Raw genomic sequence first — 24,759 nt, forward strand, 5'->3', positions numbered from 1 at the left:
GCTTGATCTCCTCGGCGACTTCTTCGGTGCGATCGGCGGTGATGACGATTCCCGGCACGGCTTGCTCGCAGAGCTCTTCCAGCGCCTCCAGCGCCATCATGCCGGTGACTTCGTTGTCGAGATGGTAGTCCGCCAGGATCGCATCCGGGTCGCCGCCCATGTTGCGGATCGCCGACTTGGCACCGCCGATGGAAGTGGCGGTATAGACCTCGCACTCCCAGCCTTCGAGCATCGCCTTCATGCCCTCGAGGATCAGGCGTTCGTTGTCGATACAGAGGATGCGAGTGCCCACCAGCTTGTTGCTGGCACGTCTGCCGGGCGCCTTCTCCTCCGGGGCGGCGGCGCCTCGTCGTCCGGCCACCAGCGGCACGGATACCGAAAAGACGGTGCCCATGCCGACTCGGGAGCGGACCAGGATCGGATGATCCAGCACCCGGCTCATGCGTTCGGCGATCGACAGACCAAGCCCCAGCCCACGTTCGCTCTCCTTGTGACGGGAGGCCTGATCGAGGCGGCGGAACTCCTGGAAGATCTCGCTCAGCTTTGACTCCGGGATCCCGGGTCCGGTGTCCCAGACCTCGATCACTATGCGCTCGGCATGGCGCCGGCAGCCCAGCAGGACGCGGCCTTGCTGGGTGTAACGCAGGGCGTTGGAAAGAAAATTCTGGACGATGCGGCGCAGCATCTGGGCGTCGCTGTCGACCCACAGGCTGGTGGAGACCATGTCGAGATCGAGGCCGCGATCGTCCGCCATGACCTCGAATTCGGCACGCAACGGCCTCAGGATGTCGGCCAGCGGGAACTGGCTGCGACGCGGGGTGAGTGCGCCGGCATCGAGCTTGGAGATATCGAGCAGCGTGCCCAGCAGCTCCTCGGCAGCCTGCAAGGAGTTGTCGATGTGACCAATGGTTCGGCTGTGGTCGGGTTGATCGATCTGCTGTCCGAGCGCCGAGGTGAACAGCCGAGCGGCGTTCAGCGGCTGCAGCAGGTCGTGACTGGCGGCGGCGAGGAAGCGGGTTTTGGAGGCGTTGGCATCCTCGGCGGTCTGCTTGGCCTGGCGCAGCGCCTGTTCGGCCTCGGCGCGGACCCGGTTCTCCTGACGTAGCGCCGCGTTGGCCTCGGACAGCGCCTGGGTACGCTCGCGCACGCGCTCCTCCAGGTTCTCGTTGGTCTCGCGCAGGGCGATCTCGGCCAGTCGGCGCTCGGTGATGTCCTGGTAAAGGGCGAAGAAGCCCAGAATGCGCCCGCCTTCGCCGAAATGAGGTGTGTAGGTCACCAGCATGTAGCGGACGCCGCCGTCGCCATCGTCGAGCGATATCTCGAAAGTGACCCGCTCCCCGCCCAGGGCGCGTTTCATCCACGGCGTGCGCTGCCGTGCCGTCTGGGCCGGCAGCACGTTGTCCGCTCGCTCCCCGATCACGGCGTTGCGGTCGATCCCCATGGCCGCTTCGTAGGCGCGGTTGGTGAAGAGGTAGCGGCACTCCTTGTCGAAGTAGGCGATCAATGCCGGCACGTTGTCGGTATAGATGCGGATGTTGCTCTCCGAGCGGATCAGCGCCTCCTCGGTGCGCTTCTGCTGGGTGATGTCCTGGTAGGTGTAGACGAACCCGCCTCCCGGCATCGGGTTGCCCAGCACTTCCAGCACCGAACCGTCGGGGCGGTAGCGCTCGTAGCGGTGGGGCTGGCCGCTTCTGATGTTCTCGATCAGCTGCTCGACATGCTCCTCCGGATCGCCGGGACCGTACTCGCCGTTGTGGGCGTTGTAGCGGAACACCTTCTCCATCGGCGTGCCGACGCGGATCAGGTTGTCGGGGAAGCGGAAGATCTCCAGGTAGCGCTGATTCCACACCACCAGGTTGAGGTTCTGGTCGACCACCCCGATACCCTGGTTGATGTTCTCGATGGTCGCCTGGAGCAGGGCGCGGTTGAACTCCAGCACCTGGGACGCCTCGTCGACGATCGAGATAACGTCGGAGATGCCGATGCCGCGGCCCTGGAGCGCCGAGTTGACCACGATTCGCGATGACGAGGCGCCGAGGACCGACGCCAGCAGGCGCTCGGTGAACTGAATGACGTCGATCGAGGCGCGGGTGTTGTTGTCCACCGGCTTGGCGTTGCGCCGGGCGTAGTCCTCGAAGGCCCGCTCGACCTGCGACTTGCCCAGGAACCGTTCGCACAGCACCTTGAGGTCGCCCATGGTGGTCGCACCGGTCCAGGGGCGATTGACCGTGGTCTGGCGGGTCTCGATACTGTCGACGAACAGCGACGCCTGGATGCGCTCGACCACTCGCTGGGGCGTCAGCTGCGAGATGAATATGTAGAAGAACAGGTTGAAGCCCAGCGACAGCATGGCACCGTGGGCAAAACTGTCGGTGACGTTGAGCCCGAACAGGTGCAGCGGCGAGAGCCACTCCACGCCCAGCGGCCCGCCCACCAGCCACGCTTCCGGTAGCAGCCCGGCCTGGATCAGCGCCGGCATCAGCAGGGTATAGGCCCAGATGGCGAAACCGACATTGAGCCCGGTCACCACGCCCAGGCGATTGCCGCGCTTCCAGTAGAGCCCGCCCAGCACCGCGGGAGCGAACTGCGCTATGGCGGCAAGGGAGAGCAGGCCGGTGGCGGCCAGCGAGCTGTATTCGGCGACCAACTGGTAGAAGAGATAGGCCAGGGCGAGAATGACGACGATGGTGAGGCGTCGAGCGCGCAGCACCAGACGGCCGTAGTCGCGCGGCTTCTTCTCGAACCAGCGTAGCCGGAACAGCGCCGGCAGCAGGATCTCGTTGGAGATCATGATGGCGTTGGAGACGACCGCCATGATCACCATGCCGGTCGCCGCCGAGAGGCCGCCGACGAAGGTCATCATCGCCAGCCACGGTTGGTCGGCGACGATCGGCAGGGCGAGCACATAGCTGTCCGGGGCCAGGTCCTCGCCGGCGAACAGCGAGAGACCCGCCGCGGCCAGCGGCAGGACGAAGAAGCCGATGGCGATCAGGTAGATCGGAAAGAGCCAGCGCGCCCGCTTGGCATCGTCGGTATGGGTGTTCTCGACCACGGTGATATGGAACTGGCGAGGCAGGCAGAAGACCGCCAGCATCGCCAGCAATGTCTGGGTCCAGAAGCTGGTGTCGAAGTTCTGCTCGGTCAACTGCTGCTGCAGTTTCAGGTAGGTGTCGGCGCGCGTCAGCAGTTCGCCGAGCCCGTCGAACATGCCCCAGGTAACGTAGGCACCCAGGACCAGGAAGACCAGCAGCTTGACCACCGATTCGAAGGCGATGGCCTGGATCAGCCCTTCGTGGTGCTCGGTGGCGTTGGTGTCCCGGGTACCGAAGAGAATCGCGAATGCCGCCATGAAGATGGTGATGTAGAAGGCGGTGTCGTCGACGATCGGTGCTTTCACCGCGTGGCCGTCGCTGGTCATGACCCGGAAGGCGGTGGAGACCGCCTTCAGTTGCAGTGCGATGTACGGCAGGGTGCCGATCAGCGCGATCAGGCTGGCGAACGCCGCCAGTGACTGCGACTTGCCGTAGCGGGACGCGATGAAGTCGGCGATCGAGGTGACGTTCTGGCGCTTGGCGACGCGGATCATCTTGGTGATGACCGGCCAGAACAGCAGGAAGGCAAGCACCGGGCCGACGAAGATGCTGGCGAACGACCAGCCGGAAGTCGCGGCCTGACCCACGCTGCCGTAAAAGGTCCAGGAGGTGCAGTAGACGGCCAGCGCCAGACTGTAGACGATCGGCCGGCGGCTGGCAGGGCCATGACGCCTGGCATGGCGATCCCCTCGCCAGGCAATCGCGAACAGCGTGGCCACGTAGAGCAGCGCCACGATGATCAACAACCCGCCTTCAAACATGAACTCTCTCCCTTGACCTGAAGCCATCCTCGAGCCATTTCGGCCCAGTGGGTCGCCACGACCCGGCGCGGCCCGACAGTGGTGCCGCGTGTTGCATCAACCCCTGGAGCATACCGTTTCGAGTTGCGAGTCGTCGTCCGAGAGATGACGCAGACGATCGATGTCGGGCCGGCGATCATCGCCGACGAGCGGAACGCGTTCGCGGGTGCTGCAGTTGACCAGGTACGCCTGGTGGGTCAGCACGTCGCGATACTGCATTTCGAAACGATAGAGGACGAACTCGACGAGGCGCTCGCCGTCGGCTTGCGAGGTCACCAGTTTGTCACGATCCACCACGCTGAACGCCGTGGTCAGCGGATAGAGATAGGTCCACGGGCGCCACGGCATCCGGCTCTTCTCGGTCGACACCACGGCCGCCGACTGGGGCAACTGCTCGCGCTTGGCTTCATACCAGCCGTACTCGTAGCTGATCTGGTAGGCCAGCAGGCCCAACCCCGCACACGCGGGAATGATCCAGCGAGGCAGCCGTCCACCGCTGAGAGAACGCAACAATAGCGCTACGCCGGCGGCGCCCAGGCCGGCCGAGGCTGCCGCGACCAAATGCCATATCATGGTGATTCCTTGCGCAAAGAATCGGGCTTCCCGCTGGGAAGCCCGATTCGATTGAAACCCGTCAGCCTGGTTGGTCAGGATGGCATTGTCGCCTAGTGATCGATCGCGACACCAGCCCCCTTGGGATAGCGTACGCTTTCCACCAGATCCTGAATCTCCTGGGGTGGCTCCTCGGTGACGCTGGAGACCAGGTAGGCCACCACGAAGTTGAGGATCGCGCCGACGGCGCCGATCGATAGCGGCGAGATGCCCAGCACCCAGTTGGCCTCGACGTCGGCCAGGTTGTTGGTGTCGGGAATGAAGAACCAGCCCTTGTAGACGAAGATGTAGACCAGGGTGAAGACCAGCCCCGAGAGCATGCCGGCGATGGCCCCCTTGTTGTTGATCCGCTTGGAGAAGATCCCCATCATCAGCGCCGGGAACAGCGAGGCGGCGGCGATACCGAAGGCCAGTGCCACGACCTGGGCGGCGAATCCGGGCGGGTTCACGCCGAGATAGGTCGCCACCACGATCGCCACGGACATCGAGATTCGCGCCGCCCGCAGTTCGCCTTTTTCGGTGATCTTCGGATTGATCGCCCCCTTGATCAGGTCATGACTGATCGCCGAGGAGATCGCCAGCAGCAGACCTGCCGCGGTGGACAGCGCTGCAGCCAGGCCTCCCGCCGCGATCAGACCGACCACCCAGCCGGGCAGGTTCGCGATTTCAGGGTTGGCCAGTACCAGAATGTCGTTGCTGACCTCGAGTTCGTTGCCTCGCCAGCCGCGGTCGGAGAAGTCGGCGGCATTGTTGTAGAGCTGGATCTTGCCGTCGTTGTTCTTGTCGTCGAAGGTGATCAGCCCGGTCTCCTCCCAGGTGCGAATCCAGTCGGGACGATCTGCATAGGCGATGGGGTTGGCGGCGGCATCCTCGTAGTTCTGGACCTGGGCGGCCATGTCCGGGTAGATGGTGGTCACCAGGTTGAGTCGGGCCATCGAGGCCACGGCCGGCGCCGTCAGGTAGAGCAGGCCGATGAAGACCAGTGCCCAGCCGGCGGACCAGCGTGCGTCGGCGACCTTGGGCACCGTGAAGAAGCGCATGATGACGTGCGGCAGCCCCGCGGTACCGATCATCAGCGATAGCGTGAACAGCACCATGTTCAGCTTGTTGTCGACCATCGCAGTGTATTCGTTGAAGCCCAGCGCCGTCACGACCTCGTTGAGCTTGGACAGCAGCGGCTCGCCGGAGGCGCTGTGATCGGAGAACAGGCCGAGCGGCGGGATCGGGTTGTCGGTCAGCTCCAGCGAGATGAACACTGCCGGGATGGTATAGGCGACGATCAGCACGATGTACTGAGCCACCTGGGTATAGGTGATGCCCTTCATGCCCCCGAGGACCGAATAGAAGAACACGACGATGGCGGCGATGATGAGGCCGGTCGTCGCATCGACCTCCAGAAAGCGCGAGAAGGCCACCCCGGCGCCGGCCATCTGACCGATGACGTAGGTGAGCGAAGCGACGATCAAGCAGACCACCGCTACCATTCGTGCCGGCTTGCTGTAAAAGCGATCGCCGATGAACTCGGGAACGGTGAACTTGCCGAACTTGCGCAGGTAGGGGGCCAGCAGTAGGGCCAGCAGGACATAGCCACCGGTCCAGCCCATCAGAAAGGTGGAGGCGCCGTAGCCTGCCGAGGCGATGATACCCGCCATGGAAATGAACGAAGCGGCGGACATCCAGTCGGCACCGATCGCCATGCCGTTGGTGATCGGGTGAACGCCGCCGCCAGCGACGTAGAAGTCCCTGGTCGAACCGGCCTTGGCCCAGATCGCAATGCCGATGTAGATAGCAAAGGAGCCGCCGACAAAGAGAACGTTGATCGCGAATTGGCTCATGCCGACTTACTCCCCGAGACCGAATTTTTTGTCCAGCCGGTTCATCTTCCAGGCATAGAAGAAGATCAAGCCGATGAAGACCAGAATGGATCCCTGCTGGGCGAACCAGAAGCCCAGATCGGTGCCGCCGACGGAGATGCCGGCCAGCAAGGGGCGTAGCAGGATCGCGCAGCCGTAGGAGACCAGTGCCCAGACGATCAGGCAGCCGGTTATCAGGCGAAGATTCGCCTTCCAATAGGCAGCAGCTTTGGATTTGTCATCTGCCATATTATCGTTCTCCGCATCGTTAAGGGGGGAGGTGGCTCTTCGTTTATGAGTATTCGGCAAAACAATCGCTCGTCCACAAACCACATTTATTCTGAGTGATTCACAGGTGCACGAATCCAGCGCTGGGCGAATAGCCCGGTCGGCGCTTTTCGATCACAGTTGGTGTAGCGACTAAAGTTGCACTTTATTTGAGTTATTGGTCTTGTGGCGAGATGGATTGTCGGCATGTGATTCCCTGAGTCACTTGATAGCAACATTGATTAATGAAAACAAGATGTTGATTACCCTACCTTAGTATCGGGCGTGACAGTGGTGGCTATGTATTATTAGCCGGTTAAATATGAGCAAGAGTGGCCCCGCGCTGCCTTCAAGACATGCCGGCATTCTGCAACGAAAGTCTGTGTGTTCAGGACAATAATGGTGTCAAATTCGGGTGGCAGTTATCGGCCGAGGAAAGTCGTCTTCATCCATTTACGTATTGCGATGCCAAACCCTGATGATCTCTTGCTGAGCGGGACCGGGGCCAAAAGTCAGTCGCGAGTTGACGGTGGCGGGAATAGAATTCTACGACAGTGAATTGATAGTTGCCGTTCTCCTGTCGTCAGGCTCGCTACGCCTTTTTCAGGGGGAATTGACTTGGCCAAGATGACGATAGCGCGAGCGGGCCCTGGCGAGGCATCCCGGCCCGACCGGCGGAGCCTGGAGTCGTGTCGTGATCGCCACTCGAATCATTCACCGCAGCGCAGCCGGCCGGAGTACGGCGGCGTTGGGGCGGGGGCCGCCTGATGGTCGACATCGATCTTTCCCAGTTGCCTTTTACGCTGCTCGACGACCGCGGGCGCGAACGGGTGGCGCGTGGCGCCGATATGGCCTACTTCGACAGCGACGAGGTCGTGCTCGAAGCCGGTCAGCCCGGCGAGTTCGTCTTCATCATCCACAAGGGCGAGGTTGCCGAGTTCGATCCGCACGCGCCGGCCAGCCATTCGCGCATCGCCCACTACACGGCAGGCGACCTGTTCGGGGCCATCAGCATCCTCAACGGCACCAGTCGATACCGCTTCAAGGCGGAGCAGGAGAGTCTCTGCTACGTGATACCCAAGGCGCTGTTCGAGCGCCTCTGCGACGATTACCCGGCTTTCGCCGACTTCTTTCGCCATGGGCTGGTGCAAAAGACCCGGCTGCTGGCCGAGCGTCGCATCGAGAGTGGCGTGAACATGGCAGGGTTCATGCTCGCGCGAATCAGCGAATGCATGCGGGCGCCGGTGATCGTCGATGCCGTCACTACCATTGCCGCGGCGGTCGCCCGACTCAACGAGAGCCACGCGGATAGTCTGCTGGTAGGCGAGGGCCGCCGATTCGGCGTGGTGACCAAAACCGACTTGCTCAATGCGTTGGTGATGGAAGGCGCGACACAGGAGTGCCCGGTCGTCACCATCGCCCACTTCGAGCTGGTCTCCGCCGGTCCCGATCAGTACTTGTTCGACGCGCTGGTACAGATGACTCGGCATCGGGTGGCCCGGGTGGTGGTGGTCGAGCAGGGTCGTCCAGTCGGCGTGGTCGAGCTGACCGACCTGCTCAGCTATTTCTCGAGCCACTCCTACATGGTCGGACTGGAGCTCGAGCAGGCCGACACCGTCGAGAAACTGGCTCACGCCAGCGCGAAACTGCCGGGTCTGGTCCAGACGCTGATGGCTCAGGGGGTCAAGCTCCGCTTCGTCATGGACCTGCTGGCGGCGCTCAACGGGCGCATCGTCGAGAAGGCCTTCCAGTTCCTCACCCAGCCGCACCATCGTGCCCGGAGCTGCCTGATGGTCATGGGCAGTGAAGGTCGTGGCGAACAGATCCTCAAGACCGATCAGGACAATGCCCTGATCGTCGCCGACGGCATTGACTGGCCGGAGTGCGCCGCCGTCATGCAGCGCGTCACCGAAACGCTCTGCACGTTGGGCTATCCGCCATGTCCGGGCAACATCATGGTGTCCAACCCGGCCTGGGTGAACAGTGAAAGCGGATGGCGGACGGCGATCACGCGCTGGGCCGAACGTCGCGACGGTACCTCGTTGATGAACCTCGCCATCATGATGGACGCTCACGGCGTGGCCGGCGACACTCGCTTGCTGGAGCGCCTGCGCAGGCATCTCTTCGACAGCTGTGCCCACGATGAGCTGCTGCTGTCGCACTTCGCCCGCGCGGCGCTGCACTTCTCCGCGCCGTTGACCCTGTTCGGTTCGCTCAGGAAGCCCCGGCATGGTATCGACATCAAGAAGGGCGGCATTTTCCCGATCGTGCATGGGGTCCGTACCTTGGCGCTGGAGTGCCGCATCACCGCGACATCGACCCTGGCCCGGCTGGAGGCGCTTGCCGGCCAGGGGCGGCTGGAAGCGGATTTCGCCGCGGATCTGGGCGAGGCGCTGGCGCTGTTCATCGAACTGCGCCTCAAACGGCAACTGGCGCAACTCGACGGTCGGCAGAGCAGCGACGAACCCAATCTGATCATGGTTCAGAGCCTCTCCTCGCTGGAGCGCGATCTGCTGCGTGAGGCGCTGCACATCGTCAAGGACTTCCAGCAGCGCCTGACGCACCGCTTCCATCTCGAGTACTGACGAGGAGTGCGATGATACGTTCGCTACGCCGTGCTGCCGACCGGCGCCGCCAGGCCGATGGCCGCTACGGCAGGCTGTTCGGCGCCTACGCCGGCGACGAGATGGTGGCCATCGACTGCGAGACCACCGGCCTCGACACCCGGCGCGCCGAGCTGATCTCGATCGCTGCGGTGGCCTTCGAGGGCGAGCGAGTGCTGACCAGCGGGGCCCTGGATCTACGCCTCCAGCCGCCGGCCAGCCTGAACGGCGATTCCATCAAGATCCATCGCTTGCGCGGTGTCGACCTGGATGATGGCGAGGCGCTGGGCGAAGCGCTGGAGAAGTTCCTGGACTTCGTCGGCAACCGTCCGCTGCTGGGTTGGTGTATCGATTACGACCTGGCCGTGATCGATCGCCAGTTGCGGCCGCTGTTCGGCTTCGGCCTGCCCAACCCCAGCCTCGACATGGCACGGATATACCGGCGCGAGATGCATCGGACGCGGCCGCAACGGGAGCCGGCAGTGAGTTTCGAGGCGGCCGCCGAGGCTCTCGGGGTGCCGGTGATGGGCCGTCATACCGCCCTTGGCGATGCGGTGACCACGGCCCTGATGTACATCCGTCTGAAGCAGGGCGCGCTGGTGGCTCGCTAGAGACCCGTCAGGCCATGGCATCGCAAGTCGCCGGGCGCGGTGATAGCATGAGCACGCCTTCATATCCCTGTGTGTCATTCGACCCATGCAAGCATCTACCGGTACCCAGAAATACGAGTTCAACAAGCTGCAGAAGCGGCTGCGTCGCCAGGTCGGCAATGCGATCATCGACTACGGGATGATCCATGACGGCGACAAGGTGATGGTCTGCCTTTCCGGCGGCAAGGACTCCTACACCATGCTGGAGATTCTGATGAATCTGCAGCGCAACGCGCCGGTCGACTTCGAACTGGTGGCGGTCAATCTCGATCAGAAGCAGCCCGGCTTCCCTGAGCACGTGCTGCCCGAGTATCTCGATGCCAAGGGGGTGGGTTACCACATCCTGGAGCGTGACACCTACTCGGTGGTCAAGGAGAAGACACCCGAAGGCAAGACCACCTGCGCGCTCTGCTCGCGCCTTCGCCGTGGCTCGCTATACGGTTTCGCCGAGGAGATCGGTGCGACCAAGGTAGCGCTGGGTCATCACCGCGAGGACATCCTCGAGACTCTGTTTCTCAACATGTTCTTCGGTGGTTCGCTCAAGTCGATGCCGCCCAAGCTGCTGTCGGACGATGGCAAGAACATCGTCATCCGTCCGCTGGCGTACTGTCGCGAAGCCGATATCGCCGAGTTCTCCCGCCAGATGGCGTTTCCGATCATCCCCTGCAACCTGTGCGGTTCCCAGCCCAACCTGCAGCGTCAGGTGGTCAAGGAGATGCTGGCGGAGTGGGAGGCCAAGCACCCCGGGCGCCTGGAAACCATGTTCAAGGCGGTGACCAACGTCGCACCCTCGCAGCTTGCCGATCGCAACCTGTTCGATTTCGAGGGCCTGGAAGCCAAGCAGCGCCAGATGCAGGAGACGCGGATCGACACGTTCGACCTGCTCGCTCGCGAAGCCTGAGCGATTGCGGATTGCCGAAGGCCTGCCGGGGAGAGTTTCCGGCGGGCCTTCGACGTTGTGGCTGGCGTTTTTGGAGCCGAATTTATCCCAACGGGCCGCCCAGTATCGTCTTGCTCATTCCCGCCATGATGTGACTGCCGTCCTCGCCTGCCAGTTCGGCGTACCACGCCCGTGTGGCGTCAGGGTCGGCGCCGTGAGTGGTTTCGGCGCGCTTGCGGGCACGGCTGACGATCTCCCCGACTCGCTCGACCCGGGCGCCGTCGTAGGCCTTCAATGCCTTCGCTACATCGCCGTCGGCATCATCCAGCGCCCGCGCCAGCACCCAGGCATCCTCCATCGCCTGGCAGCCGCCCTGGCCCAGGTCCGGGGCCATGCCGTGGGCCGCATCGCCCAGGATCGCCGCGCTTTCGCCGACGACCGTCTCGAGCGGTTCGATGTCGTGAATTTCGACGCGGGCCATGGCCGCGGGATCGAAACGCGCGATCAACTTCTGCACCGGCTCTGCCCAGCCGGCGAAGTGGCGTGCCAGTTCGTCGCGGTAACGCATCGGGTCGTTCGGTGTGTCGATCGGCAGGGGCACGTCGAAGAAGCAGTAGAATTCCGGGGTGGCGGGATCGCCGCTCATCGGCATCATCGAGACGCGCTGGTGGTCACCGACGTACTGGACCCAGCTCTCGAGCGGTGCCAGGTCCGGCGTGGCAGCCACGCGGACGTTCCAGTTGACGTAGCCGCAGTAGCGCCGCTCGACAGGCCTGCCGAGGGCGCGTTCGCGCAGCGCCGAGTGGGTGCCGTCGGCGATCACGATCAGGTCCGCCTGGCGGGTCGAGCCGTCGGCGAATTCGGCGGTGACGCCGCTGTCGGTGGTCCGGAAGTCGGTACATGCCAGCCCTAGGGTGACGTTGTCTTCGCCGACGGCGTCCAGAAGCAACTGCTGGAGGGTCGCCCGGGCGATGGGGCAGGCGCGCTGGCCGACCTGGTCATAGAGCGGCTGCAGGCTGAACCGCGTCAGCGGGGCGCCATCCTTGCCGTGATACGCCATGGCATCCATGCGGCCGCTGGCCTGCTCGATGGCGTCGCCCACGCCCAGGGCCTTGAGCACCTTGACGCCGTTGGACCAGACCGAGATGGCGGCACCTACCGGGCGCAGTTCGGAGACCCGGTCGACCACCTCGACCCGGTGTCCCGATTCCTGCAGGGCCAGCGCCGCGGTGAGTCCGCCCATACCGGCGCCGATGACGAGAACGTTGAGCGTCATGGTTTATCCTGGTTGTTGTCGTTGGTTCGATAAAATCTGACCGATCGATCAGGTTTTGTCATCCTACGCACAAACCCCGTCCGCTGGGAATGCTGGCAGTGTCGTGTCGTGCCATCAGCCAGGGTAGCGTGTTGATTGATCCGATAAGCCAACAGGGGGGGCGATACGGTGACTGTGCCGATGCAGGAGACCCAGGGTAGCGACAGGCTGCGCGAGGCGCTGGCGGCCGGCGATGGCTCGCGCCACGAGACTGCCTCGGGAGGATTCATCGTGGAGGGACGAGCGCCAACGCCCGCGCGCCTCGTTCTCTGTCACGGCGCGGGCGCGGGCCACGATTCCGAGTTCCTGGTTCGGTTGCGCCGGCGACTGGCCGCGCTCGGCATCCAGGTCGTGGCGGTGGAGTTCGATTACATGACTGCCATGGGTCGGAGTGGCAGACGGCGCCCCCCGCCGAGGATCGAGACGCTGGTGGACGAGCTCGCCGCGTGGCGTCGGATGCTGACGGAACTGGACGCGGAAACGCCGCTGTGGTTCGGCGGCAAGTCGATGGGTGGCCGGGTCGCTAGCCTGCTGGCGACCCGGATCGACCTGGCGGGGTTGGTCCTGTTCGGATACCCGTTCCATCCTCCCGGCAAGCCGGCCCGTTTGCGACTCGAGCACTGGCCGCAGATTGCCTGTCCCCTGCTGCTGTTCCAGGGGACCCGCGATCCATTCGGGCGGCGTGACGAGGTCGAAGGGTATCGGCTGCCGGGGCAGGTCGAGTGTCACTTCATGGAGGGTGGAGACCATGACTGGCAGGTGCCCAAGCGTGCTGCGCACACGCAGTCGATACTGATCGACGAAGCTGTCGGCCACGTGGCGCGGAGGCTCGGTGCAAGTGGATGATCCGGATGGAGAAAAGCGGGGTGAAAAGCTGTTGACTTTCAACCGGTCACAGGTAGAATGCAGCGCCACGTGACCACGGGTGGTTAGCTCAGCTGGGAGAGCACCAGCCTTACAAGCTGGGGGTCACAGGTTCGAACCCTGTACCACCCACCATCATGGTTTCATGATGCTCTGGTATCACGTGTTGCAAGTCGCAGTAGCGGGAAAAGCGTTGGAATATGCGGACCGGTAGTTCAGTCGGTTAGAATGCCGGCCTGTCACGCCGGAGGTCGCGAGTTCGAGTCTCGTCCGGTCCGCCATTTCAGCAGTTTTCTCACGCCGTCAAGGTATGCGATGTTGTTGCAGGTGGGGCAGTTCGCTAGTTGCGTAGTTCGTATCGGGGTCCGTGTTTCGGCATGAATTCTCGATGCACAGAGTGGACCGGTAGTTCAGTCGGTTAGAATGCCGGCCTGTCACGCCGGAGGTCGCGAGTTCGAGTCTCGTCCGGTCCGCCACGCTTCGCACTGGTTGTATTTGTAGTATTGAGTCGTTTGATGTTTGGGTGGTTAGCTCAGTTGGTTAGAGCACCAGCTTCACATGCTGGGGGTCACAGGTTCGAGTCCCGTACCACCCACCATAGCGGACCGGTAGTTCAGTTGGTTAGAATGCCGGCCTGTCACGCCGGAGGTCGCGAGTTCGAGTCTCGTCCGGTCCGCCATATCGACGTCTTCTGCTGCACTCGATACGTTCCACGCCTCGCTGTATGGCGCCGCCGCGATGATCGCGGTTTCCCGCGCTCGAACTTCTGAAGTTTTTTATTCTCTCTCGTATTCCATGCCATGGTTTCGCCCCGTCTGGCGGCCGAATCATCACCTCTTCTTGTCTTTATACACCCTAACCCCGTGCTCCCTATCCCCCATGCGGTGCTACCGCTTTGGTGGAATGGCTCTCGTTGCGGTTTTCGTTACACTGACCCTCATACGTGCGTTTGAAACCGCTGCTGGCGGTGTGCGCCTCGACATGAGTGGATCCGATTCGTGACGCGTTTTCCCAATCTCTTTCGTCCTTTGCAAGTTGGCTCGCTGACGCTGCGCAACCGCGTGGTGATGGGGTCGATGCATACCAACCTGGAAGAAGCACCGAACGGCTTCGATCGTCTGGCGGCGTTCTACGCGGAACGGGCGCGTCATGGGGTGGGGCTGATCGTCACCGGTGGCATTGCGCCCAACCCTGAAGGGGCGGTCTTCCAGGGCGCCGCCAAGCTCACCGACGAAGCCGAGGCCGAGCAGCACCGCCCGGTGGTGGAAGCCGTCCAAGCACGCGGCGCGCATATCTGCCTGCAGATTCTGCACGCGGGCCGCTACGCCTACTCTCCGGATCTGGTAGCGCCTTCGGCGATCGCCGCGCCGATCAACCGCTTCACGCCACGCGCGCTGAGTGACAGCGAGGTCGAACGGCAGGTCGATGATTTCGTGCGCTGTGCCGAGCTGGCGCAGCGCGCGGGATACGATGGCGTCGAGATCATGGGGTCGGAGGGATATCTGATCAATCAGTTCCTGTGCCGCCGGACCAACCACCGCGACGACGCCTGGGGCGGCGATAGCCAGCGCCGGCAACGCTTCGCCACCGAGATCGTGCGTCGCGTTCGTGACGCGTGTGGCCCGGATTTCCTGTTGATCTTTCGGCTGTCGATGATCGATCTGGTGGAGGAGGGCAGTACCGGCGACGAGGTCGTGGCGCTGGCGCTGGCGATCGAGCGTGCCGGTGCGGATGTGATCAATAGCGGTATCGGCTGGCATGAAGCGCGGGTGCCGACCATCGTCACCAGCGTGCCGCGTGCCGCTTTCGTCCCGGTCAGCCGGGCGGTGCGCGAAGCGATTTCGATACCGTTGATCGCGACCAATCGTATCAACATGCCGGCGATCGCAGAGGCGGTACTGGCCGAGGGGCACGCCGACCTGGTCTCGATGGCACGTCCTTTTCTCGCCGATCCGGCCTGGATGGCCAAGGCCGAGCAGGGTCGAGTCGAGGAGATCAATACCTGTATCGCCTGCAATCAGGCCTGTCTCGACCACACTTTCCAGGGCAAGCTGACTTCCTGTCTGGTCAACCCGCGCGCCTGTCATGAAACGGAGCTGACGCTACCGCCGACCGACACCCCCAAGCGCATCGCCGTGGTGGGGGCCGGTCCGGCGGGCCTGGCCGCAGCCACCGCCTGCGCCGAGCGTGGCCATCGGGTGACGCTTTTCGAACGCGATCCGCAGATTGGCGGTCAGTTCCGGTTGGCGCAGCGCATACCCGGGAAGGAGGAGTTCGCCGAGACGCTGCGCTATTTCTCGACTCGGCTCGGGCTGCTGGGCGTGGAGCTGCGCCTCAACGCGGATGCCGATGTCCAGCAGTTGCGGGAGTTCGACGAGGTCATCATCGCCACCGGCGTCAGGCCCCGCGAACTCGAACTGGAGGGCAGCGACCACCCCAGCGTGGTCTCCTACCCCATGGCGATCCTGCACCCGGAGCGCGTCGGGCGTCGCGTCGCCATCATCGGTGCCGGCGGCATAGGCTTCGATGTCGCTGAACTGTTGGCGCATGCCGAGCATCCGGCGCTCGATATCGAGCGTTGGTGCGACGAGTGGGGCGTCGACTTGACGGTTGAGCACGCCGGCGGCTTGAAGCCGCGGCTGAAGCCCACGGTGCCGCGACAGATCACGCTGCTGCAGCGCAAGACCGGCAAGCCAGGCGCAGGGCTCGGGGTGACTACCGGCTGGGTCCACCGGGCCGCGCTTCGGGCTCGGCATGTCGAGACGCTGTCGGGCTGCGTCTATCGGCGCATTGATAGTGACGGTCTGCACCTTGATGTCGAGGGGGAGTCCAGGCTACTGGCGGTCGACAGTATCGTGATCTGCGCCGGGCAGGAGTCGCAGCAGGCGCTCCATGAGGCGCTGGTCGCAACCGGGGCGCGAGTTCATCGTATCGGCGGCGCCGATCTGGCGGCGGAACTCGATGCCAAGCGGGCCATCGACCAGGGGGTGCGGCTGGCGGCGACCTTGTGAGCGCGAGCCGGGTTTGCGTTGAGTCAGCGTGAGAGGGAAGGGCTCTCGCGCTGCCGATAGTCAGGAGCAGATGTTAGACTCGGATGTTCACCAGTGAGCGCGAGCCGGGCGACGGCGACCCCGTCGCTGACTGGATCGCGCTTCTTGTTATTCAGGCCGCCGTGGAATCGACCGCGATGCCTGACCCTCAGAAAACGCGGACTCTGTACGCCGTGACTGGCCCGAGTCGCTTTTCTCGATGGAGGGATCGTACAAGGACCCCCAGATGACATCCGACTGTAACCCTCGCTATCTGGCGAGCGACAATACCTCCGGCATCTGCCCGGAAGCGCTTGATTACCTGATTCGGGCCAATGCCAGCGACGATCTCGCCTACGGCAACGATGCCTGGACTCACCGTGCCGCGGATCGTTTCCGCGAACTCTTCGACTACGACTGTGACGTCTTCTTCGTCTTCAACGGCACTGCCGCCAACTCGCTCTCGCTGGCGGCGCTGGGCCAGAGTTATCACAGCGTGATCTGCCACGAACTGGCCCATATCGAGACCGACGAGTGCGGTGGGCCGGAGTTTTTCTCCAACGGCTCCAAGTTGCTGACCAGCCCGGGTGAGAACGGCAAGCTGACGCCGGAGGGCATCGAGCGTCTCGTGGTCAAGCGCAACGATATCCACTACCCCAAGCCGCGAGTGGTCTCGATCACTCAGGCCACCGAAGTGGGGACGGTCTATTCCCGCGAGGAGCTGCTGGCGATTCGCACCGTGGCGGACAAGTACGATCTGCGCGTGCACATGGACGGGGCGCGTTTCGCCAATGCCTGCAGTGCGCTGGATGCCTCCCCGGCCGAGCTGACCTGGCAGGCAGGCGTCGACGTACTCTGCTTTTCCGGCACCAAGAACGGCTTACCGATGGGCGAGGCGATCCTGTTCTTCAACAAGGAGCTGGCCGAGGATTTCGCCTATCGCTGCAAGCAGGCGGGGCAGCTGGCTTCCAAGATGCGCTTCATCGCCGCGCCCTGGCTGGGCCTGCTGGAATCCGGTGCCTGGCGGCGCAATGCCGATCACGCCAACGCCATGGCACGCTATCTCGCCGACGGCCTGGCATCGCTTCCCGGCGCGTCGCTGATGTTCCCGACCCAGGCCAACAGCGTCTTCGTGAGCCTGCCGGAGCCGGTCATCTCCCAGTTGCGCGCCCAGGGCTGGACGTTCTACACCTTCATCGGTGCCGGCGGGGCGCGTTTCGTCTGCTCCTGGAACACGACCTCGGAGCTGCTCGACCAGCTGTTGGCCGATGCCCGCGCCGCCTTCGAGGTGCCCTGAGGGGCGCCGGCGCCCGACCCCCTCGGGCGCCGACCGGGCCCCTCGGGCGCCGACCGGGCCTCGTCATCCGCGCGATGATTCGCGAGCGAATTTGTCCCGGATTTTCTATGAGTTACCGATACCTGCGTGAATCGACGCATTTTGTCGATGCAAATTCCCCGTGCATCGAAACCGGATCGTGGTAGCGTGTTCTAAAGCGTGTATTCCGACGCTGCGTTGAAAAGACTCGCAAAAAGAGTCTTCCCGACGCTTCGTGCATCTGTCTATGCTGATAGTCAGCTAGCCCGGCTGGCAGGGCGTTCGCCCTGAGCGGTTGGGGGTCACGACCAGGAGGCTTCCATGAGCATCTTCGATCACGTGCAGAGCCGTTACGAGCAGGTTCAACAGGAAGAGATGAGCCTGCAGGAATATCTAGAGCTGTGCCGGAAGGATCCCCGTGTCTACGCCAATGCTGCTGAGCGGATGCTGAACGCCATCGGGGAGCCCGAGACGATCGATACGGCCAAGGACTCCCGTCTGTCGCGTATCTTCTCCAACAAGGTCATTCGCCGCTATCCCGCCTTCGCCGAGTTCTACGGCATGGAAGAGGCGATCGAGCAGATCGTCGCCTACTTCCGCCACGCCGCCCAGGGGCTTGAGGAGCGCAAGCAGATCCTCTACCTGCTGGGCCCGGTTGGCGGCGGCAAGTCATCGCTGGCCGAGCGCCTGAAGCTGCTGATGGAGCGTGTCCCGTTCTACGCGATCAAGGATTCGCCGGTCTACGAGTCGCCCCTCGGGCTGTTCTCGCCGGAAGAGGATGGTGAGCTGCTCGAGAAGGAGTACAGCATCCCGCAGCGTCACCTGCGCGGGCCGATGTCGCCCTGGGCGGCGAAGCGACTCAAGGAGTATGGTGGCGACCTGTCGCGTTTCCGGGTGGTGCGTCTGCATCCCTCCCGCCTCAACCAGATCGCGGTCTCCAAGACCGAGCCCGGTGACGAGAACAATCAGGACATCTCATCGCTGGTGGGCAAGGTCGACATCCGCCAACTGGAACTCTATTCCCAGGACGACCCGGACGCCTATAGCTTCTCCGGCGGCCTGTGCAAGGCCAACCAGGGGCTGATGGAGTTCGTCGAGATGTTCAAGGCGCCGATCAAGGTGCTGCATCCGCTGCTGACGGCCACCCAGGAAGGCAACTACAACCCCACCGAAGGCATGGGCGCGATCCCCTTCGACGGCATCATCATGGCTCACTCCAACGAGAGCGAGTGGCAGCAGTTCCGTAACAATCGCAACAACGAGGCGTTCCTCGACCGCGTCTACATCGTCAAGGTGCCTTACTGCCTGCGCGTGTCCGAGGAGATCAAGATCTACCAGAAGCTGCTCGAGCACTCCTCTCTCGACGAGGCGCCTTGCGCGCCGGATACCTTGCGCATGCTGGCGCAGTTCTCGGTACTTTCGCGACTCAAGGAGCCGGAGAACTCGAGCATCTATTCCAAGATGCGCGTCTACGACGGCGAGAACCTGAAGGATACCGATCCCAAGGCCAAGTCGATCCAGGAGTATCGTGACGCCGCTGGCGTCGACGAGGGCATGAATGGGCTCTCCACGCGGTTCGCGTTCAAGATTCTCTCCAAGGTGTTCAACTTCGACGCTCACGAGATCGCCGCCAATCCGGTGCATCTGCTCTACGTGCTGGAGCAGGCGCTGGAGCGCGAACAGTTGCCGAAGGAGACCCACGAGCGCTACCTGCGCTTCATCAAGGAGTATCTGGCGCCGCGCTACGTCGATTTCATCGGCAAGGAGATCCAGACCGCCTACCTCGAGTCCTACACCGAGTACGGCCAGAACATCTTCGACCGCTACGTGACCTATGCCGATTTCTGGATTCAGGATCAGGAGTACCGCGATCCCGAGACCGGAGAGCTGTTCGACCGGCAGTCGCTCAACGAGGACCTCGAGAAGATCGAGAAGCCGGCCGGCATCTCGAATCCTAAGGATTTCCGCCATGAGGTGGTCAACTTCGTACTGCGGGCGCGGGCGCACAACAATGGCATGAACCCCAGCTGGCAGTCGTACGAGAAACTTCGCGGGGTGATCGAGCACAAGATGTTCGCCAACACCGAGGAGCTGCTGCCAGTGATCTCGTTCAACGCTAAGGCGTCGGCCTCCGATCAGCGCAAGCACGAGGATTTCGTCGATCGCATGGTGCAGCGCGGTTACACCGAGAAGCAGGTGCGGCTGCTGTCGGAGTGGTATCTGCGGGTGCGCAAGTCGCACTGAACGATCTTGAGTCGATGTCAGCGGCGCGGGATCGCGGGTCGGATTCCGCGCCTTGGGGCAGGGGCCATAGGCGGGCGGCCGCTGTCGCAGTCAGTCTGCGGGAGGTGCCATGAGCTACTTCATCGATCGACGCCCCAATGCGCGCAACAAGAGTGCCGTGAATCGTCAGCGGTTCCTGCAGCGCTATCGCTCCCACATTAAGCGGGCCGTGGAAGAGTCGGTGAATCGGCGCTCCATCACCGACATGGAGCGTGGCGAGAAAGTCTCCATCCCCGCCAAGGATATTTCCGAACCTTCGTTTCAGCACGGCCCGGGCGGTCGGCGGACGGTCGTGAGTCCCGGCAACAGGGAGTTCGCCGAGGGCGACCGGCTGAGGCGACCCAGCGGTGGCGGTGGGCAGGGTAGCGGCGAGGGTCAGGCAGGCAATCAGGGCGAGGGCGTGGACGAGTTCGTGTTCTCGCTCTCCCGGGAGGAGTTTCTCGATTTCGTCTTCGACGGCCTGGAGCTGCCGCATCTCGAGCGTAAGCAGTTGCAGGTATTGGAAGAAACGCGACCGGTGCGTGCGGGGATCTCCAAAGAGGGGGTGCCGGCACGGATCAATATCGTGCGCTCGATGCGCGAGGCCCAGGCCCGGCGGATCGGCATGCGGGCGCCGCTGAAGCGCGCCTTGCGCGAGGCCCAGGAAGCGCTCGAAGCCGAGGAGCGCAAGGACCCGGTTCTGCGTAACCCGGCGCGTGTCAGCGAGCTGAAATCCGAGATCGAACGACTGGAAAAGCGGATCGAGGCGATCCCGTTCCTGGATACCTACGACCTGCGCTACAACCATCTCACTCATCAGCCGATGCCATCGAACCAGGCGGTGATGTTCTGCATCATGGATGTCTCGGGGTCGATGACTCAGGCGCACAAAGACATCGGCAAACGCTTCTTCCTGCTGCTCTATCTATTCCTCGAGCGCAATTACGAGAAGGTCGAGCTGGTGTTCGTGCGTCACCATACCGTGGCCAAGGAGGTCGACGAGGAGGAGTTCTTCTATTCCCGGGAGACCGGCGGCACCATCGTTTCCAGTGCATTGACCCTGGTCGACAGCATCATCGAGGCGCGCTACGCGCCGGAGCAGTGGAATCTCTATGTGGCGCAGGCCAGCGATGGCGACAACTGGGACGACGACTCGTCCACCTGTCTCGAGTTGCTCGACGAGTCGCTGATGCGCAAGTTGCAGTATTTCACCTACGTGGAGATCACGCCTCACGCCCACCAGGCGCTGTGGGAAGCCTACGATTCGGTCAGGGCGGCCTATCCCGAGCGCTTCGCCATGCAGCAGATCGTCCAGGCGGAAGATATCTACCCGGTTTTCCGTGAGCTCTTCCGCCAGCGGGCGAAGGGATGATCGCAGAGGCCTGGTGACGTAACGCAGCGAGGAGATAGAGAGCGATGACGCGACGCGAGCCCATTGCCACCGGTTCGGACTGGAACTTCGAGGCGCTGGAAGCCTACGAAAACGCCATTGGCGCCTTGGCGCGGGAGTATCGGCTGGATACCTATCCCAACCAGATCGAGATCATCACCTCCGAACAGATGATGGATGCCTACGCCAGCGTGGGAATGCCGATCGGCTACCACCACTGGTCGTTCGGCAAGCAGTTCCTGTCGGTGGAGCAGGCCTATCGCCGGGGCCAGATGGGGCTGGCCTACGAACTGGTGATCAACTCCGACCCCTGCATCGCCTACCTGATGGAGGAGAACTCGCTGATGATGCAGGTGCTGGTCATCGCCCACGCCTGCTACGGCCACAACTCGTTCTTCAAGGGCAACTATCTGTTCCGCGCCTGGACGGACGCTTCGGCGATCGTCGATTATCTCGTCTTTGCCCGTAAATATGTCGCCAAGTGCGAAGAGCGGCATGGCGTCGAGGCGGTGGAGCAGCTTCTCGACGCCTGCCACGCGCTGCAGAACTATGGCGTCGACCGCTACAAGCGCCCGTCACCGGTCTCCGCCGAGGAGGAGGTGCGGCGCCAGGACGAGCGCGAGGCCTACCTCCAGACCCAGGTCAACCGGCTCTGGAGCACGATCCCGACCCCGATCAGCGGCCTGGTCCAGCAACCATCGCACGATTTCGAGAACGATCCCCTGGGGCTGCACAGACACGACCGCTACCCCAGTGAGCCCCAGGAAAACCTGCTCTATTTCCTGGAGAAGAATGCGCCACTGCTGGAGCCCTGGCAGCGCGAAATCGTGCGCATCGTGCGCAAGCTGGCCCAGTACTTCTACCCGCAGCGCCAGACCCAGGTGATGAACGAGGGTTGGGCCACCTTCTGGCACTACACGCTGATGAATCGTTTGTACGACGACGGCCTGATCGACGAAGGCATCATGCTGGAGTTCCTGCAGTCCCATACGTCCGTGGTCAGCCAGCCGGGTTTCGACAGTCCCTATTTCAACGGCATCAATCCCTATGCGCTGGGATTCGCGATGTTCAGCGACATCCAGCGCATCTGTCAGTCGCCCACCGACGAGGACCGCGAATGGTTCCCCGAGATTGCCGGCAGCGACTGGCTGGAGACGCTGCATTTCGCGATGCAGAACTTCAAGGACGAGTCGTTCATCCAGCAGTTCCTGTCACCCCAGGTGATTCGCGATCTCAAGTTGTTCAGCCTGGTCGACGACGACCGTGACGACAGCCTGCAGATCGAGGCGATTCACGATGATCGGGGTTATCGGCGCATCCGCGAGGCGCTGAGCGTGCAGTACGCGCTGTCGGCCCGGGAGCCCAATATCCAGGTGTGGGAGGCCGACATTCGCGGTGACCGCTCGCTCACCCTGCGCCACGTACAGGACAGGCGCCGGCCGCTGGGCCAGAGCCTGTTCCCGGTAATGCGCTACCTGCACCAGCTCTGGGGGTTCCCGATCAAGCTCGAATCGATGGAGGAAGGTGAGGTCGTGCGTCGCTATCAGTGGCCGATTCCGGAGTCGAATCGCGAGTCGGCATGAATTCTGGGTCCGCCTCCGGGGGTGATGTCAGGACGCGCTGGCCGTCCAGCCGCTGCACCAGCCATCGCTGGCGACCCGGTGGTCGGGAAACAGGCCACACGCCTGGCTCGACGCGGTGAAGAAGTCGCAGTTGGCGCAGCGCCGACCCGCCTGGTAGGCAGGGTTGTCCGCAGCATTCGAGGCCTCCTCGACATAATCGAGCGCCTTGGCTTGATAGGCATCCGGGTCCAGCTTCGGCTTGTCCTGGGCCAGGGTGGGCAGGCCCCTCCAGCCCAGCAGCAGCAGGCCGGAGGCGCACATGCCGTGGCGCAGAAAGCGCCGACGTCCTTCACCATTCGGCGACCCGCCGGCCTCTCTCGTCCTCTTTTTCGCTGGTTCCCGCATGACCCGTCTCCGGTTCGTTGTCCTGACGCACACCGCTTCTGGATGACTGGAAGTCTGCGATGTGTCGTGACATTGTCACAATACGCTCGCAGCCGCCATTCGCTGCCGGGCAATTTCGCCATTCACGGTGTCGCCAAGGGTCGATTATGCGCTATGTCCAGTTTGTGACCGATCATGGAGAGATGATGCTGGTGGGGGACGAGCAGGGCTTGCGCGAACTGCGCCTGCCCGAGAGTTCCCGTTCCGGGACGCCGGAGTCGAGCTGGCAGGAGGACGCCGACTTCTTTGCCCAGGCCCGGGCCGAGCTCGACGCTTACCTGGCGGGGCGGCGGCGGAGCTTCAATGTCACGTTGGCCCCCGAGGGGAGTGATTTCCAGTTGCAGGTCTGGCAAGGCCTGTTGCGTATCCCATATGGGCAGACCAGTACCTATGGCGAGATGGCACATCGCCTGGGCAAGGATGGCGCGGCGCAGGCGATCGGCGGTGCGGTGGGGGCCAATCCGCTGCCGTTGTTCATCCCCTGTCACCGGGTCGTCGCCGCCCGGGGGATGGGTGGCTACAGCGGCGGCGAGTCGTTGAAGCGCGCCCTGCTGACGCTGGAAGGCGGTTGGTCCGGAAGCTGATATACTCGCGCCGGATCATTCATTCTTCGGGCCTCGCGAAAGGCCGAACGCCGGTGGGAGAGGGAAATGCAGAACGCCGTCATTCTGATCAATGTCGAAAAGGGCCGGATACGGGGTGTCGCCGAGCGCCTGGCCGATCTCGAGGGTATCAGCGAAGTCTATTCGACCTGCGGTCGTTACGACCTCATCGCCATTGCCCGGACACGGGACTTCGAATCCCTGGCCTCGCTGGTGACCGAGCGGCTGATGAGCGTCGAGGGCATCCGTGACACCGAAACGCTCAATGCCATGCAGGTGCACTCGCGCCACGATCTCGACGCCATGTTTTCCGTCGGCCTGTAGGTCGGGGTGGCGCGTCGTCGAAAGCGGGGGCTGCTGGGGCAGCTGGCTCGCTCGTCCCGGATAGGCCTGATCTTCGTCGTTGTCATCAGCGGGTTGTGGTACTGGCAGGAGGGGAGCGTCCGCGACCAGTTGAGCTGGATGGGCGTACCCGAGTGGCAGTGGAACGACTGGCGGGGCTGGAACCGCGTGCTTCGCAACGACGGCTTCCTGTTGGGGTGGTCGGACGTGCGGGGCGGACCGCTCTGGGTTGGCTACGTGTTGAATCGGGTCGACGATCCCCACAGTCTTCCACGGCCCGACCGATTTGAGTCCGACTGGCGCAGCCTGTGGCCGATCAACAGCAGTGACTACACTCACAGCGGCTATGATCGGGGGCATCTGGCGCCGAACTACGCCATGTCGGTCGTCCATGGACGGGATGCGCAGATGGCCAGCTTCCTGATGACCAACATCGCGCCGCAGCGACCCAAACTCAATCGACAGCTATGGCAGCGCCTGGAGGAGGCGGTCATCGACGATTTCGTGCCCAGATTCGGGCGCGTCTGGGTCGTCACCGGGCCGATCTATGACGACCAGTTGCTGCATCGGGTAGGGTTTTCTCAAATTCCCGTGGGATTCTACAAGATCCTGATCGCACCTGGCGCGACACCCCGTGCGCTGGCATTTCTGATGCCGCAGAACGTCGAGGGCAACGAGCCTCTCGCCCGCTTTGCGGTCACGATCGACGAGATCGAGGCGCGTACCGGCCTGGATTTCTTCCCTCAACTGGCCGATCCCGTCGAGCGTAAGCTGGAAGGGCGGGTAGACGAAGACGGCTGGGGGCTCGAGGCGGTCTCGACGCGGCCTGGGCGTTATCGATGATGGCGATGCCATCTCTGACGGATCACGATAGGGA

The 24,759-nt window shown here is 63.3% G+C and carries 18 protein-coding genes and 5 tRNA genes; 17 read left to right on the top strand and 6 right to left on the bottom strand.

Features of this window, described 5'->3' with window-relative positions; all coding sequences use genetic code 11:
• The 4 genes from DOM56_RS14235 to DOM56_RS14250 form a co-directional block, all read right to left on the bottom strand.
• Window positions 1–3,853, bottom strand: a 3,853-nt coding sequence (locus DOM56_RS14235; RefSeq protein ID WP_110709787.1) for a NahK/ErcS family hybrid sensor histidine kinase/response regulator, incomplete at its 3' end; no start/stop codon positions are given.
• 96 nt (window positions 3,854–3,949) lie between these two features.
• Window positions 3,950–4,465 (bottom strand): hypothetical protein, encoded by a 516-nt coding sequence (locus DOM56_RS14240; RefSeq protein WP_110709788.1) that lies wholly within the window; start codon window positions 4,463–4,465, stop codon window positions 3,950–3,952.
• A 92-nt stretch (window positions 4,466–4,557) separates the two neighbouring features.
• Window positions 4,558–6,339, bottom strand: a complete 1,782-nt coding sequence (locus DOM56_RS14245; RefSeq protein WP_110709789.1) for a sodium:solute symporter family protein — start codon at window positions 6,337–6,339, stop codon at window positions 4,558–4,560.
• 6 nt (window positions 6,340–6,345) lie between these two features.
• A complete protein-coding gene (locus DOM56_RS14250) occupies window positions 6,346–6,606 on the bottom strand; it encodes a DUF4212 domain-containing protein (protein WP_110602498.1) in 261 nt (86 codons plus the stop codon).
• 785 nt (window positions 6,607–7,391) lie between these two features.
• On the opposite strand from DOM56_RS14250, the gene DOM56_RS14255 reads away from it, so the two are divergent.
• From DOM56_RS14255 to ttcA, 3 genes are all read left to right on the top strand, one after another.
• The gene (locus DOM56_RS14255) at window positions 7,392–9,209 is read left to right on the top strand and encodes a putative nucleotidyltransferase substrate binding domain-containing protein (protein ID WP_110709790.1); all 1,818 of its coding nucleotides are present in this window, start codon (window positions 7,392–7,394) and stop codon (window positions 9,207–9,209) included.
• 11 nt (window positions 9,210–9,220) lie between these two features.
• Window positions 9,221–9,838, top strand: coding sequence for a 3'-5' exonuclease (locus tag DOM56_RS14260; protein ID WP_110709791.1), 618 nt, complete (start codon window positions 9,221–9,223; stop codon window positions 9,836–9,838).
• Between the two features lie 85 nt (window positions 9,839–9,923).
• A complete protein-coding gene (gene ttcA, locus DOM56_RS14265) occupies window positions 9,924–10,778 on the top strand; it encodes a tRNA 2-thiocytidine(32) synthetase TtcA (protein WP_110602503.1) in 855 nt (284 codons plus the stop codon).
• A gap of 82 nt (window positions 10,779–10,860) precedes the next feature.
• Here ttcA and hpxO read toward each other — a convergent pair whose 3' ends face one another.
• Window positions 10,861–12,033, bottom strand: coding sequence for an FAD-dependent urate hydroxylase HpxO (hpxO, locus tag DOM56_RS14270; protein WP_110709792.1), 1,173 nt, complete (start codon window positions 12,031–12,033; stop codon window positions 10,861–10,863).
• 180 nt (window positions 12,034–12,213) lie between these two features.
• On the opposite strand from hpxO, the gene DOM56_RS14275 reads away from it, so the two are divergent.
• The 11 genes from DOM56_RS14275 to DOM56_RS14330 all read left to right on the top strand — a co-directional run bounded on the left by DOM56_RS14275 (window position 12,214) and on the right by DOM56_RS14330 (window position 22,515).
• Window positions 12,214–12,918, top strand: a complete 705-nt coding sequence (locus DOM56_RS14275) for an alpha/beta family hydrolase (RefSeq protein WP_110709793.1) — start codon at window positions 12,214–12,216, stop codon at window positions 12,916–12,918.
• Window positions 12,919–12,995: 77 nt separating this feature from the next.
• A tRNA-Val gene (locus tag DOM56_RS14280) sits at window positions 12,996–13,071 on the top strand.
• 69 nt (window positions 13,072–13,140) lie between these two features.
• Window positions 13,141–13,217, top strand: a tRNA-Asp gene (locus DOM56_RS14285).
• 118 nt (window positions 13,218–13,335) lie between these two features.
• Window positions 13,336–13,412 (top strand) — tRNA-Asp (locus tag DOM56_RS14290).
• A 45-nt stretch (window positions 13,413–13,457) separates the two neighbouring features.
• A tRNA-Val gene (locus tag DOM56_RS14295) sits at window positions 13,458–13,534 on the top strand.
• Window positions 13,535–13,538: 4 nt separating this feature from the next.
• A tRNA-Asp gene (locus tag DOM56_RS14300) sits at window positions 13,539–13,615 on the top strand.
• 319 nt (window positions 13,616–13,934) lie between these two features.
• Complete coding sequence (locus tag DOM56_RS14305; RefSeq protein WP_110709794.1) at window positions 13,935–15,947, top strand: NADPH-dependent 2,4-dienoyl-CoA reductase; 2,013 nt, start codon at window positions 13,935–13,937, stop codon at window positions 15,945–15,947.
• Window positions 15,948–16,212: 265 nt separating this feature from the next.
• A complete protein-coding gene (locus tag DOM56_RS14315) occupies window positions 16,213–17,262 on the top strand; it encodes a low specificity L-threonine aldolase (protein ID WP_110602511.1) in 1,050 nt (349 codons plus the stop codon).
• A 339-nt stretch (window positions 17,263–17,601) separates the two neighbouring features.
• Entirely contained in the window at window positions 17,602–19,524 is a 1,923-nt protein-coding gene (locus tag DOM56_RS14320; protein WP_110602513.1) for a PrkA family serine protein kinase, read from the top strand.
• Between the two features lie 109 nt (window positions 19,525–19,633).
• Window positions 19,634–20,914, top strand: coding sequence for a YeaH/YhbH family protein (locus DOM56_RS14325; RefSeq protein WP_110602515.1), 1,281 nt, complete (start codon window positions 19,634–19,636; stop codon window positions 20,912–20,914).
• Between the two features lie 44 nt (window positions 20,915–20,958).
• Entirely contained in the window at window positions 20,959–22,515 is a 1,557-nt protein-coding gene (locus DOM56_RS14330; RefSeq protein ID WP_110709796.1) for a SpoVR family protein, read from the top strand.
• A 27-nt stretch (window positions 22,516–22,542) separates the two neighbouring features.
• On the opposite strand, the gene DOM56_RS14335 is transcribed toward DOM56_RS14330, so the two are convergent.
• Complete coding sequence (locus DOM56_RS14335) at window positions 22,543–22,899, bottom strand: high-potential iron-sulfur protein (protein WP_232822312.1); 357 nt, start codon at window positions 22,897–22,899, stop codon at window positions 22,543–22,545.
• A gap of 146 nt (window positions 22,900–23,045) precedes the next feature.
• Between DOM56_RS14335 and DOM56_RS14340 the strand changes: the two genes are divergently transcribed.
• The 3 genes from DOM56_RS14340 (at window position 23,046) to DOM56_RS14350 (ending at window position 24,725) form a co-directional block, all read left to right on the top strand.
• Window positions 23,046–23,522, top strand: a complete 477-nt coding sequence (locus DOM56_RS14340; RefSeq protein ID WP_198655797.1) for a methylated-DNA--[protein]-cysteine S-methyltransferase — start codon at window positions 23,046–23,048, stop codon at window positions 23,520–23,522.
• A 66-nt stretch (window positions 23,523–23,588) separates the two neighbouring features.
• Window positions 23,589–23,864 carry an Lrp/AsnC ligand binding domain-containing protein gene (locus tag DOM56_RS14345; RefSeq protein WP_110602523.1) on the top strand — a complete coding sequence of 92 codons (276 nt, stop codon included), beginning with the start codon at window positions 23,589–23,591 and terminating at the stop codon, window positions 23,862–23,864.
• Between the two features lie 6 nt (window positions 23,865–23,870).
• Window positions 23,871–24,725 carry a DNA/RNA non-specific endonuclease gene (locus tag DOM56_RS14350; protein WP_232822313.1) on the top strand — a complete coding sequence of 285 codons (855 nt, stop codon included), beginning with the start codon at window positions 23,871–23,873 and terminating at the stop codon, window positions 24,723–24,725.
• Window positions 24,726–24,759 lie beyond the last annotated feature (34 nt).

This window comes from Salinicola sp. CR57, from assembly GCF_003206585.1.
In the GTDB taxonomy this organism is placed as follows: Bacteria; Pseudomonadota; Gammaproteobacteria; order Pseudomonadales; family Halomonadaceae; genus Salinicola; species Salinicola lusitanus.